Below are 16,083 nucleotides of genomic sequence, written 5' to 3' on the forward strand. Positions count from 1 at the left end.
TCTGCTTGCGGAGGTGCTTATGGCCTGGCGTCCCATTCTTTATGTGATCCTCACAACCCACCCCAGACTCAGCGCGCGGCGTGCCCGTTTACGTCTGGTCATCTAGCTTTTTATTAACAATCGCGGTATAACACCTTCTTTGGATGTTTAGATGTCCATACGTATAGAAGGTAATATGCAAACACAACAAGAAAATGGACAGCTTAAGCGCACCATGAAAACACGCCACCTGATTATGCTCTCGCTGGGCGGCGTGATTGGGACAGGGTTATTCTTCAATACCGGATACATCATTTCCACCACCGGTGCGGCGGGCACGCTGCTGGCGTACCTGATCGGCGCGCTGGTGGTCTGGCTGGTGATGCAGTGTCTGGGCGAGCTCTCCGTGGCGATGCCGGAAACCGGCGCGTTCCACGTCTATGCCGCCCGCTATCTCGGCCCGGCGACGGGCTATACCGTGGCGTGGCTCTACTGGCTCACCTGGACGGTGGCGCTCGGTTCGAGCTTTACCGCCGCCGGGTTCTGCATGCAGTACTGGTTCCCGCAGGTGCCCGTCTGGGCGTGGTGCGTGGTCTTTTGCGTGGTGATTTTCGGCCTTAACGTCATCTCCACGCGCTTCTTTGCCGAAGGGGAATTCTGGTTCTCGCTGGTGAAGGTCATCACCATCATCGCCTTTATCATCCTCGGCGGGGCGGCGGTCTTTGGTTTCATCCCGATGCAGGACGGTTCACCCGCGCCGGGCTTAAGCAACCTCACCGCCGAGGGCTGGTTCCCGCACGGCGGCCTGCCGATCCTGATGACCATGGTGGCGGTGAATTTTGCCTTCTCCGGGACCGAGCTTATCGGCATCGCGGCGGGTGAAACGGAAAATCCGCACAAGGTCATTCCGGTTGCGATCCGCACCACCATCGCGCGGCTGATCATCTTCTTTATCGGCACCGTGTTTGTGCTGGCGGCGCTGATCCCGATGCAGCAGGCGGGCGTGGAAAAAAGCCCGTTCGTGCTGGTGTTTGAAAAGGTCGGTATTCCCTACGTGGCGGATATTTTTAACTTCGTGATCCTGACGGCGATCCTCTCGGCGGCGAACTCCGGGCTGTACGCCTCCGGGCGCATGCTGTGGTCGCTCTCGAATGAGAAAACGCTCCCGCGCTGCTTTGCCCGCGTGAACAAAAACGGCGTGCCGCTGACGGCGCTCTCGGTTTCCATGCTCGGCGGCGTGCTGGCGCTGTTCTCAAGCGTGGTGGCCCCGGACACGGTGTTTGTCGCACTCTCGGCCATTTCTGGCTTTGCGGTGGTGGCGGTGTGGATCAGCATCTGCGCGTCGCACTTCGTTTTCCGTCGCCGTCATCTGCAGTCCGGCCAGCCGCTCTCTGCGCTGCAGTACCGCGCGCCGTGGTATCCGCTGGTGCCGGTGCTCGGTTTTATCCTCTGCGTGGTGGCCTGCGTCGGCCTGTGGTTTGACCCCAGCCAGCGCATTGCCCTTTATTGCGGGCTTCCGTTCGTCGCCCTGTGTTATGGTGCCTACTACCTGACCCGAAATATGACATCGCAGGAGCCTGAACATGTCGCAGAATAATCCGCTTACCGCCATCCTTGAAAAACAGCCGTTTGTAGTGCTGGATGGCGCAATGGCAACGGAGCTGGAAGCGCGCGGCTGTAACCTTGCTGACAGCCTCTGGTCGGCCAAAGTGCTGGTGGAAAACCCGGATCTTATCCGTGAAGTGCATCTTGATTACTACCGCGCGGGCGCGCAGGTGGCGATCACCGCCAGCTACCAGGCCACGCCTGCGGGCTTTGCGGCACGCGGTCTGGATGAGGCGCAGTCCCGCGCGCTGATTGGCAAAAGCGTGGAGCTGGCGCGTAAGGCCCGCGAAGCGTACCTGGCCGAAAACCCGCACGCGGGTACGCTGCTGGTAGCGGGCTCCGTTGGGCCGTACGGCGCGTATCTGGCGGATGGCTCAGAGTATCGCGGCGACTACGTGCGCAGTGCAGAAGAATTCACAGAATTCCATCGCCCACGCGTGGAAGCGCTGCTGGACGCGGGTGCAGACCTGCTGGCCTGCGAAACGCTGCCGTCGTTCACGGAAATAAAGGCGCTGGCCGCGTTGCTGACGGCGTATCCCCGCGCGCGGGCGTGGTTCTCCTTCACCCTGCGCGACAGCGAGCACCTGAGCGACGGCACGCCGCTGCGGGAGGTGGTTTCTTCTCTGGAGGACTATCCGCAGGTCGTCGCGCTGGGCATCAACTGTATCGCGCTGGAAAACACCACGGCGGCGCTGAAGCAGTTGCAAAGCCTGACGCCGCTGCCGCTGGTGGTCTACCCGAACTCGGGCGAGCATTATGATGCGGTAACCAAAACCTGGCACCACCACGGCGAAGCGTGCGAGACGCTGGCGGGGTATCTGCCGCAGTGGCTGGCTGCGGGAGCGAAGTTAATTGGCGGATGCTGTCGCACCACGCCGAAGGATATTGCAGAGCTGAACGCGCAGCGCTGAGTTTGTGCCGGGTAAGGCGCAAGCGCCACCCGGCACAAACCAACCGCACAAAATCAACTATCCTTTCCCGCTTTTTTTCTAAAAACGAATCGTCATTAGCGATTCTTTTTTATTCCTTTATCAAAATTCCCGCGCCGGAAATACTGCCCTCATAACAACAGGGGAGCAGGCACTATGGCAATTTCATCGCGAATCACACTTCTCGGCGCGCTGGCGCTGTGGGCATTTCAGGCGCAGGCGGTGGACGTTACCGTCGCGTATCAAACCTCGGCTGAGCCGGCGAAGGTTGCGCAGGCGGACAATACCTTTGCGAAGGAGAGCGGCGCGAAAGTCGACTGGCGCAAGTTCGACAGCGGTGCGTCCGTCGTGCGTGCGTTAGCTTCCGGCGACGTGCAGATTGGCAATATCGGCTCCAGCCCGCTGGCGGTCGCGGCCAGCCAGCAGGTACCGATTGAGGTGTTCCTCCTCGCCTCGCAGCTTGGTAATTCCGAAGCGCTGGTGGTGAAGAAAAACATCACCAAACCGGAAGACCTGATCGGCAAACGCATCGCCGTGCCGTTTATCTCCACCACCCACTACAGCCTGCTGGCGGCGCTCAAACACTGGGGCATCAAGCCGGGGCAGGTGCAAATCATCAATCTTCAGCCGCCGGCGATTATCGCCGCCTGGCAGCGCGGGGATATTGACGGGGCCTACGTGTGGGCACCGGCAGTAAACGAGCTGGAAAAAGACGGCACCGTGCTGACCGACTCCGAAAAAGTGGGCCAGTGGGGCGCGCCAACCCTCGACGTGTGGGTGGTGCGTAAAGACTTCGCCGAGAAACATCCTGAGGTAGTCAAAGCCTTCGCGAAAAGCGCGATTGACGCCCAGCAGCCGTACATCAGCAACCCGGATGAGTGGCTGAAGCAGCCCGCCAATCTGAAAAAACTCTCCCGCCTGAGCGGCGTGCCGGAAGCGGACGTGCCGGGGCTGGTGAAGGGCAATACCTATCTGACCCCCGCGCAGCAGGTGCAGCAGCTAAACGGGCCGGTGAGCAAAGCGATTGTAGATACCGCAACCTTCCTGAAAGAGCAGGGCAAAGTGCCTGCGGTCGCGGCGGATTACAGTCAGTACGTCACCGACCGCTTTGTGAAATAAGGAGTCCGCCATGCTGAACATTACGAACCTGTATGCCGATTACGGTGGTAAACCCGCGCTGGAGGACATCAACCTGACGCTGGGCAGCGGTGAACTACTGGTGGTGCTCGGCCCGTCCGGCTGCGGAAAAACCACGCTGCTGAATCTGATCGCCGGGTTTGTACCGTATCAGCACGGCACCATTCAGCTGGAAGGCAAAAAGGTGGATGGCCCTGGCGCCGAGCGCGGCGTGGTCTTTCAGAACGAAGGATTGCTTCCGTGGCGCAACGTGCAGGAGAACGTAGCGTTTGGGCTACAGCTTGCGGGCGTGAACCGTGAACAGCGGCTGGCAACCGCGCGGGCGATGCTGAAAAAAGTGGGGCTGGAAGGGGCGGAAAAACGCTTTATCTGGCAGCTTTCCGGCGGCCAGCGACAGCGTGTCGGGATTGCCCGCGCGCTGGCAGCGAATCCGCAGCTGTTGCTGCTGGACGAGCCGTTCGGGGCGCTGGACGCCTTTACCCGCGAGCAGATGCAAACCCTGCTGCTGCGCCTGTGGCATGAGACGGGCAAGCAGGTGCTGTTAATTACTCACGATATCGAAGAGGCGGTGTTTATGGCGACCGAGCTGGTGCTGCTCTCGCCGGGGCCGGGGCGCGTGCTGGAGCGGCTGCCGCTGGATTTCGCACGCCGCTACGTCGCGGGAGAACCCGTGCGCAGCATCAAATCCGATCCGCGGTTTATTGAGCAGCGTGAATACGTCTTAAGCCGCGTGTTCGAACAGCGGGAGGCCTTCTCATGAGCATCGTCTTTAGTGAAAAAACGCGCCGCACGCGTCCGGCGCTGCGCTGGCCTTTCTCACGTCAAATTACGCTGAGCGTCGGTACGCTGCTGGTGCTGCTGGCTGCGTGGTGGGCGGTTGCGGCCCAGCAGTGGGTCAGCCCGCTGTTTCTGCCGCCGCCGGGACAGGTGCTGGCGAAACTCATCTCCATCGCCGGGCCGCAGGGCTTTATGGACGCTACGCTCTGGCAGCATCTCGGCGCAAGCCTGACGCGCATTCTGGTGGCGCTGCTGGCGGCGGTGGTTATCGGTATCCCGGTCGGGATCGCGATGGGCCTAAGCCCGACGGTGCGCGGCATCCTTGACCCGCTGATTGAGCTTTACCGCCCGGTGCCGCCGCTGGCCTATTTGCCGCTGATGGTGATCTGGTTCGGTATCGGCGAAACGTCGAAAATTCTGCTGATTTATCTGGCGATTTTCGCGCCGGTTGCCATGTCGGCGCTGGCGGGCGTGAAGAGTGCCCAGCAGGTGCGCATTCGTGCGGCGCAGTCGCTGGGGGCCAGCCGTACGCAAGTGCTGCTGTTCGTGATTCTACCCGGCGCGCTGCCGGAGATTTTAACCGGGCTGCGCATCGGCCTCGGCGTGGGCTGGTCCACGCTGGTGGCGGCAGAGCTGATTGCCGCCACGCGAGGATTAGGGTTTATGGTTCAGTCGGCGGGAGAGTTCCTGGCGACTGACGTGGTGCTGGCAGGGATCGCGGTGATTGCCGCGATCGCCTTCGGATTAGAACTGGGGCTGCGCGCGCTACAGCGCCGCCTGACGCCCTGGCATGGAGAAATACAATGAGTGAACGACTGACCATCACCCCGCTGGGGCCGTACATTGGCGCGCAGGTGTCGGGCCTGGATGTGTCCCGCCCGCTGAGCGATAACCAGTTTGAGCAGCTGTACCACGCGGTGCTGCGCCATCAGGTGGTGTTCCTGCGCGAGCAGGCGATCACCCCGCAGCAGCAGCGCGCGCTGGCGTTGCGTTTTGGCGACCTGCATATTCACCCGGTCTATCCGCATGCGGAAGGGGTGGAGGAGATTATCGTTCTGGATACCCACAACGATAACCCGCCGGACAACGACAACTGGCACACGGACGTCACCTTTATCGAGACGCCGCCCGCCGGGGCGATTCTGGCAGCAAAATTACTGCCAGAGACCGGCGGCGATACGCTGTGGGTGAGCGGGATTGCGGCGTTTGAGGCGCTCTCTGCGCCGTTCCGGACGCTGCTGAGCGGCCTGCGGGCGGAGCACGATTTCAAAAAATCGTTCCCGGAATATAAGTACCGTAAAAGCGAAGAGGAGCATCAGCGCTGGCTGGAAGCGGTGGCGAAGCATCCGCCGCTGCTGCACCCGGTGGTGCGCACCCATCCGGTCACGGGCAAGCAGGCGCTGTTCGTGAACGAAGGATTCACGACGCGCATTGTGGACGTGACGGAAAAAGAGAGCGACGCGCTGTTAGGTTTCCTGTTCGCACATATCACTAAACCGGAGTTTCAGGTGCGCTGGCGCTGGCAGGAGAACGACCTGGCGATCTGGGATAACCGCGTGACGCAGCACTACGCCAACGCGGACTATCTGCCGCAGCGAAGGATTATGCAGCGGGCGACGATTTTGGGCGATAAGCCGTTTTACCGCCCCTGATCCTGTAGTACCCGTAGGCCGGGTAAGCGCAGCGCCACCCGGCGAAAACGGTGCACAATTGCCGGCCAATTAAAGGTGCGCCTCAATATACCGCTGATAGCGGTTCGCCTTCAGGTAGCACAAATCCACCAGCACCAGACCGTCTACGCAATTGTTGAACGCCGGGTCGCTGCCAAAATCAATAAACTGCACGCCGCCGGGCTCGCATAGTTCGGAATACTGTTTATACAGCGGCGGTATGCCGCAGCCCAGATTGCCGAGCAGGGATTTCAGCTTCGTCAAATCGTCCACGTAATCCACGCCGCCAAACTGTGCCAGCACGTCCGGTAAGGATGCCGGATACGGCTGACGTGACGCGGCTAGCGGATGCGTCGCGGGGAACCACAGGCGGTAAAAGGCGACCAGCAGATCCCGTGCTGCAGGCGGTAAGCCGCCGGAGATGGAGACGGGGCCAAACAGGTAGCGATAATGTGGGTAACGCGCCAGGTAAGCCCCGATGCCGGACCATAAATAGTCCAGACCGCGACGCCCCCAGTAGCGCGGCTGAATAAAGCTGCGCCCGAGCTCAATGCCGTGCTCAAGCACGTCCTGCATTTTGTCGTCGTAGTGGAACAGGCTGTAGCTGTACAGACCTTCAACGCCGCGCTTTTCGATCTGCATGGCCGTCGGCATAAAGCGATACGCGCCGACGATCTCCAGATCCTCTTCATCCCAGAGGATCAGGTGCAGATAATCGTCATCGTAGCTGTCGGTGTCCCGGCGTTTACCGCTCCCTTCCTCCACCGCGCGAAACGCAATCTCGCGCAGGCGGCCCAGCTCGCGCAGAAGAGGCGCCTCTTCCTGCCCGTTGCGCTGCCACAGGTAGATGGTTTTACCGTCGCTGGTTTTACCCAGACACTCCGCCTGCGCCAGCTCGCGTTTCAGGGTGGCCCGGTCTTCCGGACGAGCAATGGCGCACTGGGTTTTGAAGACGCCAGGCAATCCCTTGCCAAGACGTATCACGTGCTGACGGCACTGCTCGGCCATCTCACGTGACGAAAGAGTGGCGCTATGCCAGTGATGCCAGGCGATTTGCTGGCCGATTTTAATCGGCAGCTGGCTGTGGCGGCGGCGGAACATCTGTTGCATTAGCAGCAGCATCGACAAGGTCGGCGACACCAGCGTGCTGGCATAAAAGAGCAGGCTGTTATGCGCCTGAATATGCACCGGTAGCAGCGGGGCGCGCAGCTTGCTGGCGAGTTTGATAAAGCCGGAGTGCCATTTTTTATCGCGAATGCCTTTGCGCGTGGGGCGTGAAACTTCACCCGCCGGGAAGAAGATCAGCACGCCCGCGTTTTGCAGATGCTGCTCCATCTGAACCAGAGACGATTTCGCCGTCCTGCCGCCCATATTGTCCACCGGAATAAACAGCGAACTGAGAGGCTCAAGGTGGGTCAGCATCCGGTTGGTCACGACTTTAACGTCGCGCCGCACGCGGGAGACGGCGTACATCAGCGCCAGCCCGTCCAGCGTGCCTGTCGGGTGGTTGGCAATAATGACCAGCGGGCCATGTTCGGGGATTTGTTCGAGATCGCGGGCGGAAACGGTGCAGAGAATATCAAGGTGCTCCAGAACTTGCTCCACCATATCCAGTCCTTTCAGGTGGCGGTGAGCGGCGGCAAACTGCTGGAATTCTTCTTCGTAAAACAGCCTTTTTAACAGACTTTTTTGCCAGGGTGCAGGCCTCGCCTGAGGCCAAAGATCGTCGAGAACGCTATCGAGGCTAAACATGATTACTCCTCCTGCCGTCTTGCGAAGACAGTAGAAGGAGCAGATGTCGGTTGTATTGCAGTTTGGTGAAGATTAGCGGAGGATTTTTTTCTCGGCCAGATCCAGCGCGAAGTAGCTGAAGATCAGATCCGCGCCCGCGCGTTTGATCGCGCCCAGGCTTTCGAGGATCACTTTCTCTTCGTCGATGGCACCGGCCAGTGCGGCGAATTTGATCATCGCGTATTCACCGCTCACCTGGTATGCCCCCAGCGGCAGTTCGGTGCGCTCGCGGATGTCGCGCAGAATATCGAGATAGGCGCCAGCCGGTTTCACCATCAGGCAGTCTGCGCCCTGGGCTTCATCAAGCAGGGATTCACGAATCGCTTCCCGGCGGTTCAGCGGGTTCATCTGGTAGGTCTTACGATCGCCCTTCAGCGCCGTACCCGCTGCTTCACGGAACGGACCGTAGAAGGAGGAGGCAAACTTGGTGGAGTAGGACATGATGGCGGTGTCGGTAAAGCCTGCCGCATCCAGCGCCTGACGGATAGCCTGAACCTGTCCGTCCATCGCCGCAGACGGCGCAATGAAGTCCGCACCCGCAGCGGCAGCCACGACCGCCTGCTTGCCGAGGTTCAGCAGGGTGGCATCGTTGTCCACGCCGTGATCGCACAGCACGCCGCAGTGCCCGTGGGAGGTGTATTCGCAGAAGCAGGTGTCGGACATGACCACCATTTCTGGCACGGTATCTTTGCAGATGCGGGACATGCGGGCCACAAGGCCATCTTCTTTCCATGCATCGCTGCCGGTGGCGTCGGTATGGTGGGAGATGCCGAAGGTCATCACCGAGCGGATCCCCGCGTTGGCAATGCGTTCGATCTCACGCGCCAGGTATTTTTCAGGAATGCGCATCACGCCCGGCATGGCTTCGATGGCTTTGTAGTCATCAATCTCTTCTTCAACAAAAATCGGCAACACCAGATCGTTTAAGCTCAGTGTTGTCTCTTCAAACATGGCGCGCAGTGCGGGTGACTTACGCAGGCGGCGGGGACGTGCAATTAAATCGGTCATGGTATGCCTGATGTTTGTGGAACAAAGAGGGCTAGTGTACCTCAAAGTGGCGACGGGTGTTTTACTAAAGTGGGCATTTTGCTTTTGCGAAATCCAGCAGATGAGTTTGCCAGTTAACAATAATATATAATGCAGGTCAGTATAACGCTGAGAGAAGAATGAGACATTTGTGTTATTTCTATATAGAAATGAATGTATCATTAAAAATGATTTATTATTTTTTATGATATTTCCCTGATTGCTTTGCCCGTCCATTAACATTTTGTTTTTATAATATTTATTTTATGACGCCCTATGCTTTGTGGTATGAGTCTGTTTTTTGTCTGAATGCGGACTTACTGGAAACATTCATTGAACCTTTTCGAAATGAAACTGCATAATTCCCTCCGCAATTAAACATTGCTAAATGATTTACGGACAAACATGCTTACGTCCCTGAGGAGGGATGACCCAATGCAAACATGGAAAAAGAAACTGGTTGTATCTCAACTTGCATTAGCTTGTACGCTGGCTATCGCTTCTCAGGCTAATGCGAAAGATATTTCCGGTACGACATATAATACTTTTGGATATGATAATACCGCATCTACGCCGTGGTATTATGGCTACGCAGATTGGGATTACTCGGATGCCACCCATGATGGTGACATTTATCCGGTCATCAATAAATCAACCGTAAACGGTGTTATTTCGACTTACTATCTGGATGATGGGGTCAATGGCCGTGCAAACGCGTTGAGTATTTCTAACAGCACCATTAACGGCATGATCACGTCAGAGTGTATGACCACGACGTGTGCAGATGGCGTGGATACTGACGGCACCAGTCATACCCAGTACGATCGTTTTAGCCTGACCGTTGATAACTCCACCATCAACGATGCCTACGAGCATTACGCGTATGATGTCGTCAATGGCGAGAATACTGAAACGCATTATCTGGACACCTATGGTCTGGGTAACGCAATTACCCTGGACGTTGAATCTGATATCGTTATTCAGAACAACTCCCACGTCGCGGGTATCACGCTGACGCAGGGTTATCAGGAACTGGATAACACACCATACGACGGCGTTGAAGGCGTTGCTAACAGCAGCAATGTCTTTACCGATACGCTGGTGGTGAAAGACTCCGTGCTGACCTCTGGTGCGTACAGCGATCTGGGCACCAACGGGTTCTACGGTCAAACGGCGAAGCCGAGCGACTACGGTGAAACCAACGCCTCGGCTGCGGATGATGCGGCGCTGATCGTTGCGGCCGGCGCGTCTGATAACGCCATGCAGACCACCGCTACCTTCGATCACTCTACCGTAACGGGTGACATTCTTTTCTCCAGCACCTTTGATAACAACTTCTACGAGAATGGCGATCCGGCAACGGATACCACTGAAGATGGTGTCTATAACCCAACCACCAACGGCTGGGACGGTACCGATACACTGGATGTTACGCTGACTAACGGCAGCAAGTGGGTCGGTGCAGCGCAGTCCAGCGTTGAAGCTATCGGCACCGCGCAGATGTATGGCCAGGGCTACAGCAACGTTGACTGGCACGCTCTGTCCCCGAACAGCATCTGGCCTGATTCTACCTTCGACAGCAACGGTCACGTTGCCGGTGAAGAGGTGTACCAAAGCGGCCTGTTCAATGTGGCGCTGGATAACGGTTCCGAGTGGGATACCCGCAAGGTCTCCAACATTGATGCGCTGACGGTGAACAACAAGTCTCAGGTCAATGTTGAAAACTCCGGCCTGCTGGCGGATTCAATCACCCTGACCAATGCTTCAACCATGAATATTAGCGACAGCGGAGCCGTGGCAACCGACAGCCTGTATCTGGACAGCTATAGCCGTGCGGCACTGACTGAAGAGACAGCAGAGCTGTATGCCAACACCATTACCGTAGACAACGGTGCCGAGCTGGCGCTGGGTCTGGGTCAGGTTGATACGCACAATATGGTACTGACCGATGGCGGCGTGCTCAACGTTGCCAGCCGCGATTATGTGCTGAACAGTGATCTGAACAACGCACGCTATATCACCAACGATCGCTACAACGCGGAGTATGACTACGGTGTTGTCGCGCTGAACTCCGACGGCCATCTGGCGGTGAACGGTGACGTTGCCGGTAACTACAAGGTGCGCATCGACGATGCAACCGGCGCTGGTTCAGTTGCCGACTACAAAAACAAAGAGATCATTCGCGTCTACGACAATAACGCAGATACCGCAGCCAGCTTTACTGCTGCAAACAAAGCTGATTTAGGTGCTTACACCTATCAGGCGCAGCAGGAGGGTGACACCGTTGTTCTCCAGCAGAAAGAGCTGACTGACTACGCCAACATGGCGCTGAGCATTCCTTCTGCCAACACCAATATCTGGAATCTCCAGCAGGATACCGTGGGTACGCGTCTGACCAACAGCCGTCATGGCCTGGCAGACAACGGCGGAGCGTGGGTGAGCTATTTCGGCGGCAATTTTGACGCGGATAACGGCACCGTCAGCTACGATCAGGACGTAAGCGGCATTATGGTCGGTCTGGACACGCAGATTGACGGTAATAATGCGAAGTGGATCGTCGGTGGTGCAGCTGGTTTTGCGAAAGGCGATATCAGCGATCGTACGGGTCAGGTCGATCAGGACAGCCAGACTGCGATGATCTACGCGTCTGCGACGTTTGCGAACAACGTCTTCCTCGACAGCTCACTGAACTACACCCGCTTTAACAATGACCTCTCTGCAACCATGAGCAACGGTCAGTATGTTGACGGTGACACCACCTCTGACGCTGTTGGCTTCGGGATGAAGCTGGGCTATGACTGGAAACCAAACCTCTCAGGCTATATCACCCCTTATGCGGCGATTTCCGGCCTGTTCCAGTCAGGCGACGACTACCAGCTGAGCAACGACATGCGTATCGATGGTCAGTCTTACGACAGCATGCGTTATGAACTTGGCCTGGATGCGGGTTATACCTTCAACTACGGCGGCGAACAGGCGCTGACCCCGTACTTCAAGCTGGCTTACGTCTATGACGATGCTGACAATAATGCTGATATCAACTCTGACAGCATTGATAACGGCGTCGAAGGCTCTGCGGTTCGCGTTGGGCTGGGCACCCAGTTCAGCTTCACCAAAAACTTCAGTGCTTACACCGATGCGACTTATCTGGGCGGCGGTGACGTTGACCAGAACTGGGGAGCAAACCTGGGTGTGAAATATACCTGGTAAATAGAAAGCGCGGGGGATATTTTCCCCCGCTTTTTTATATGGTTTAAAAATAATAAAGAACCGACAGATACAGATGCTTTGAGGTATGCATGAACGTTAATGCGAAACCACTTTCTGAATTAAGCCGGCTCGCAAAATGTCTGGAAGTCGCCGGTACCCCCTTTAAGATCGAACCACAGCAATTAATAACAACCGGCAATAATGATGATGAGCCATTTACTTTTGTAATACAGTCTGGTCTTACTGCTATCCATCGTAAATCTGATGAACTTCTGATGGGCATTGCGCAGGCACCTTTTATCTATGGTTTGAATGCATGGATAAATGATAGTTATCTGGAATATTCCATGATGACACACACAACCTGTTCTGGATTTTATTTACCGGTCTCTGCCACGCGTCAACTTATTCAGCAAAATCATCTCTGGCAGGATGCTTTCTGCTGGGTGTCATGGATTAACCATATTCTGGGCAAGCGTGACCTGCAGCTGGTGGGAAATAACTCTTATAGTCAGATCCGGGCGATGTTGATCAATATGGCCGAGTGGGATGACTCGCTGCGCTCAAAAATTGGCGTTATGAATCATATTCAGCGTAGCACACGTATTTCACGTTCGGTCGTTGCAGAAGTCCTGGCTGCGCTGCGTCAGGGGAACTACATCAATATGAGCCGGGGCAAGCTGGTCAGCATCAACCGCTTACCCACGGAATATTAAGATCAGTTAGACGCAGTAAGCACCTGGGCTTTATTGGCGCTCAGTTCGGCCACCAGGTTATTGATGCCGTCACTCATATTAACGAAGCGCGTGTTCGGAGAACGGGTGACTACCACAAACGCGCCCACGTTGGACTGCGGAATCATTGCCATGTAGGTAATGAATCCGCCGCCGCCGCCGGTTTTCTGAATGATGCCCGGACGACCATTTTTCGGTGCCATATAGACCCAGCCCAGGCCGAGCGCATCGGCTTTACCCGGCACGTCCATCCCGATGACGCGATGCAGCTGAGTACGCTGATAGATAAGAGTCTGCATACGATCGGCCTGGCTGCTGCGGGAGTAAAAATCCGAAGAAAGGAACTGCTGCATCCAGCGCATCATGTCGCCAGGGGTGGAATAGACCCCGCCGCTGCCCACGGCCGCCAGCGTGTTGTTACAGGGGCTTGCGCCTTTCTCTGCCACCATCAGGCGTTTGCACTGGTCCGGGGAAGGGGTAAAGGTGGTGTCTTTCATGCCCAGCGGACGCGTGATCTGCTCTTCAAACAGCTGCGGGTAAGGTTTGCCCGCCGCCGTTGAAAGCGCATCCGCCAGCAGATCGAACGCCAGGTTCGAGTAAGAGGCCTGCGAGCCCGGGGCGGATTTCAGCGTGGCGGTGCTCAGGTAGTTCCAGCGCTGTTGGCGCGTTGGCCAGACAAAAACGTCGCGGTGCGCCGCGCCGCCCGGCTGCTCGCGCGGCAGAGCGCTGGTGTGCGTCGCGAGGTTCACCAGGCGAATTGGCGTGCCCTGATACGTCGGCACGCGGGCACCCGGCGGGGCGTATTTGCTGAGCGGATCGTCGAGCTTTACCACGCCCTGGTCGAGCAACTTCACCAGCATTTCGCTGGTCATCAGCTTGGTTAAGGACGCGACGCGCACAACGGAATCCAGCTGCGGACGAATGTTATTACCTGGACGCGTTTCACCAAAGCTGCGGAAAACGCGCTGGTTGCCGTCGATGACCACCAATGCCATTCCTGTCGCGCCGCTGCCGTAATAGATAAGGTTCGCGTAGCGATCGGCAATATCGGAAGCCAAAACGGGCGCCGTCAGCGGCTGGGCTGCCTGGGCGGTGGAGAAGCTCACCGCACACAGCGCGGCAAAAGAGAGCAGACAACGTTTCAACGAAAAGCATCCATGAAGTGAATGAGGAAAGTAATGGGTATTTATACTACTAATCGGCACCGTGCAATGCCCCGAATAGCATAACCATAGCGAGAAAAACGTAACCATGGGTAAATATGAAGAATTTCCCTGCGAGCGCTCTCCCATTTTGTGACATCGGGCTTATGATAGGCACCAGTGTTACTTAATCTTGCGGAGAACGGTATGTCTGAAAAGCGTGTGGTAATGGTGGTTGATATGCAGAACGGGGTGTTTGAAACCCCGCGTCATCAGCGCGAGACGTGTGTCTCTCTGATCAACCAGCTTACGCAGGCTGCCGACACGGTGGTTTTTATTCAGCATGCCGAGGCCGGGGGGCTGGAAGAGGGAAGTGACGGGTTTGCGTTGCTGCCTGAACTCCATCAACCTGCTGGCGCGCTGTACGTGACCAAAACTGCCTGCGATGCCTTCTATAACACCGGGCTTGAGGTGCTGTTACGCGAGCAGGGCATTCGCGAGTTTGTAATCTGCGGCTGCGCCACCGATTACTGCGTTGACGCCACGGTCAAGAATGGCGTCAGCCGGGGTTACCACATTACCGTGGCGGAAGATGCCCACACCACCGCCAACCGCCCGGCTGCCGAAGCACAGATCCTGATTCACCACCACAACGACGTCTGGCGAAACTTCATTGCGCCAGCGAACCCTGTCGCGGTGAAACGCACCGAAACAATTCTCGAAAACTGGAAAGCGAACTAATAATCAACCCACGGGTCTGACCTTTTTGCCCGAGCCGGGGTCCGGCTCGGGCAAGGTATTCGTGTGGTAATGTGTTGAGCACAGCAACAACCATAACAACAAGAAGGAAGTATCATGTTTAAGTCTTTTTTCCCAAAGCCGGGGCCTTTTTTCCTGTCGGCATTTATTTGGGCACTGATCGCAGTCGTGTTCTGGCTGGCGGGCGGCGGTGCATGGCTGACGCGCATCGTGGGGGCGACAGGCGAGGTGCCGATTAGCGCGGCGCGCTTCTGGTCGTTCAGCTATCTGCTGTTTTATGCCTATTACGCGCTGTGCGTCGGGCTGTTTGCGCTGTTCTGGTTTAATTATTCCCCTCATCGCTGGCAGACGTGGTCCATTCTCGGAACGTCGCTGATTATTTTTGTCACCTGGTTTCTGGTCGAAGTGAGCGTAGCCATTAACGCGTGGTATGCCCCGTTCTACGATCTCATCCAGAAAGCGCTTAGCGCCCCTAACAGGGTGCCAATTGGCGAGCTTTATAATCAGTTAAAAATTTTTATGGGCATTGCGATGATCGCTGTCACCGTGGCGGTGCTGAATAATTTCTTCGTCAGCCATTACGTCTTCCGCTGGCGTACGGCGATGAACGAATTCTACATGACCCACTGGGAGCGTCTGCGCCATATTGAAGGTGCTGCTCAGCGTGTTCAGGAAGACACCATGCGTTTTGCGTCAACGCTTGAGGATATGGGCGTCAGCCTGCTTAATGCCATCCTGAAACTGTTTGCGTTCTTACCGATTCTGGTCGCGCTTTCTCCGCATATTTCAGCATTGCCGATTGTCGGACATTTACCGTACGGCCTGCTCATCCCGGCGCTGATTTGGTCGCTTATGGGCACAGGCCTGCTTGCCGTCGTCGGGATTAAGCTGCCGGGCTTAGAGTTTAAGAATCAGCGTGTGGAAGCGGCCTATCGTAAAGAGCTGGTCTACGGAGAGGACGACCCAACGCGCGCTGCGCCCCCGACGATAAAAGAGCTGTTCCGCAACGTCCGTTTCAACTATTTCCGGCTCTATTTCCACTACATGTATTTCAATATTGCCCGTATTTTCTATCTGCAGGTCGATACTGTTTTTGGACTATTCCTGTTGTTCCCGTCTATTGTTGCGGGAACAATCACGCTGGGCTTACTGACCCAGATTACCAACGTGTTCGATCAGGTCAGAAACTCGTTCCAGTATCTGATCAACTCCTGGACCACGCTGGTGGAGCTGATGTCCATCTACAAACGTCTGCGCAGCTTTGAACATGAGCTGGACGATCGGGACCTGCAGGAAGTCACCAACACATTTAGCTAATACAGGG

Annotated in this window: 13 protein-coding genes; 10 read left to right on the forward strand and 3 right to left on the reverse strand. The window is 56.7% G+C overall.

What is annotated here, in order from left to right; translation table 11 throughout:
• Positions 1–175: 175 nt before the first annotated feature.
• The 6 genes from mmuP to tauD all read left to right on the forward strand — a co-directional run bounded on the left by mmuP (position 176) and on the right by tauD (position 6,079).
• The gene (gene mmuP / locus AC2FAJ_RS16145; protein ID WP_485454315.1) at positions 176–1,576 is read left to right on the forward strand and encodes an S-methylmethionine permease; all 1,401 of its coding nucleotides are present in this window, start codon (positions 176–178) and stop codon (positions 1,574–1,576) included.
• Positions 1,563–2,495, forward strand: a complete 933-nt coding sequence (gene mmuM / locus AC2FAJ_RS16150; RefSeq protein WP_048959544.1) for a homocysteine S-methyltransferase — start codon at positions 1,563–1,565, stop codon at positions 2,493–2,495. The genes mmuP and mmuM overlap by 14 nt, the downstream gene beginning before the upstream one ends.
• A 174-nt stretch (positions 2,496–2,669) precedes the next feature.
• A complete protein-coding gene (tauA, locus tag AC2FAJ_RS16155; protein ID WP_060571912.1) occupies positions 2,670–3,632 on the forward strand; it encodes a taurine ABC transporter substrate-binding protein in 963 nt (320 codons plus the stop codon).
• Positions 3,633–3,642: 10 nt separating this feature from the next.
• Positions 3,643–4,410 (forward strand): taurine ABC transporter ATP-binding subunit, encoded by a 768-nt coding sequence (tauB, locus tag AC2FAJ_RS16160; protein ID WP_048957570.1) that lies wholly within the window; start codon positions 3,643–3,645, stop codon positions 4,408–4,410.
• Positions 4,407–5,234, forward strand: a complete 828-nt coding sequence (tauC, locus tag AC2FAJ_RS16165) for a taurine ABC transporter permease TauC (RefSeq protein ID WP_048957569.1) — start codon at positions 4,407–4,409, stop codon at positions 5,232–5,234. The genes tauB and tauC overlap by 4 nt, the downstream gene beginning before the upstream one ends.
• Positions 5,231–6,079 carry a taurine dioxygenase gene (tauD, locus tag AC2FAJ_RS16170; RefSeq protein WP_028012110.1) on the forward strand — a complete coding sequence of 283 codons (849 nt, stop codon included), beginning with the start codon at positions 5,231–5,233 and terminating at the stop codon, positions 6,077–6,079. The genes tauC and tauD overlap by 4 nt, the downstream gene beginning before the upstream one ends.
• A 69-nt stretch (positions 6,080–6,148) precedes the next feature.
• On the opposite strand, the gene olsF is transcribed toward tauD, so the two are convergent.
• Complete coding sequence (gene olsF, locus AC2FAJ_RS16175; RefSeq protein WP_126345138.1) at positions 6,149–7,849, reverse strand: bifunctional ornithine lipid synthase OlsF; 1,701 nt, start codon at positions 7,847–7,849, stop codon at positions 6,149–6,151.
• Positions 7,850–7,921: 72 nt separating this feature from the next.
• Positions 7,922–8,896, reverse strand: coding sequence for a porphobilinogen synthase (gene hemB / locus AC2FAJ_RS16180; protein ID WP_045259875.1), 975 nt, complete (start codon positions 8,894–8,896; stop codon positions 7,922–7,924).
• 453 nt (positions 8,897–9,349) lie between these two features.
• Between hemB and AC2FAJ_RS16185 the strand changes: the two genes are divergently transcribed.
• Together AC2FAJ_RS16185 and AC2FAJ_RS16190 are read left to right on the forward strand one after the other, a co-directional pair.
• Positions 9,350–12,124, forward strand: coding sequence for an autotransporter outer membrane beta-barrel domain-containing protein (locus AC2FAJ_RS16185; RefSeq protein ID WP_485454316.1), 2,775 nt, complete (start codon positions 9,350–9,352; stop codon positions 12,122–12,124).
• An 89-nt stretch (positions 12,125–12,213) separates the two neighbouring features.
• On the forward strand, positions 12,214–12,840 hold the full coding sequence (locus tag AC2FAJ_RS16190; RefSeq protein ID WP_028012114.1) for a helix-turn-helix domain-containing protein: 627 nt from the start codon (positions 12,214–12,216) through the stop codon (positions 12,838–12,840).
• 2 nt (positions 12,841–12,842) lie between these two features.
• Here AC2FAJ_RS16190 and ampH read toward each other — a convergent pair whose 3' ends face one another.
• The gene (ampH, locus tag AC2FAJ_RS16195; RefSeq protein ID WP_047363924.1) at positions 12,843–14,003 is read right to left on the reverse strand and encodes a D-alanyl-D-alanine-carboxypeptidase/endopeptidase AmpH; all 1,161 of its coding nucleotides are present in this window, start codon (positions 14,001–14,003) and stop codon (positions 12,843–12,845) included.
• A 204-nt stretch (positions 14,004–14,207) separates the two neighbouring features.
• On the opposite strand from ampH, the gene AC2FAJ_RS16200 reads away from it, so the two are divergent.
• Together AC2FAJ_RS16200 and sbmA are read left to right on the forward strand one after the other, a co-directional pair.
• Complete coding sequence (locus AC2FAJ_RS16200; RefSeq protein WP_485454317.1) at positions 14,208–14,741, forward strand: isochorismatase family protein; 534 nt, start codon at positions 14,208–14,210, stop codon at positions 14,739–14,741.
• 114 nt (positions 14,742–14,855) lie between these two features.
• Positions 14,856–16,076: a peptide antibiotic transporter SbmA gene (gene sbmA, locus AC2FAJ_RS16205; protein WP_028012117.1), complete on the forward strand. Its 1,221-nt coding sequence runs from the start codon at positions 14,856–14,858 to the stop codon at positions 16,074–16,076.
• Positions 16,077–16,083 lie beyond the last annotated feature (7 nt).

The organism is Enterobacter cloacae complex sp. 385G4 (genome assembly GCF_057320665.1).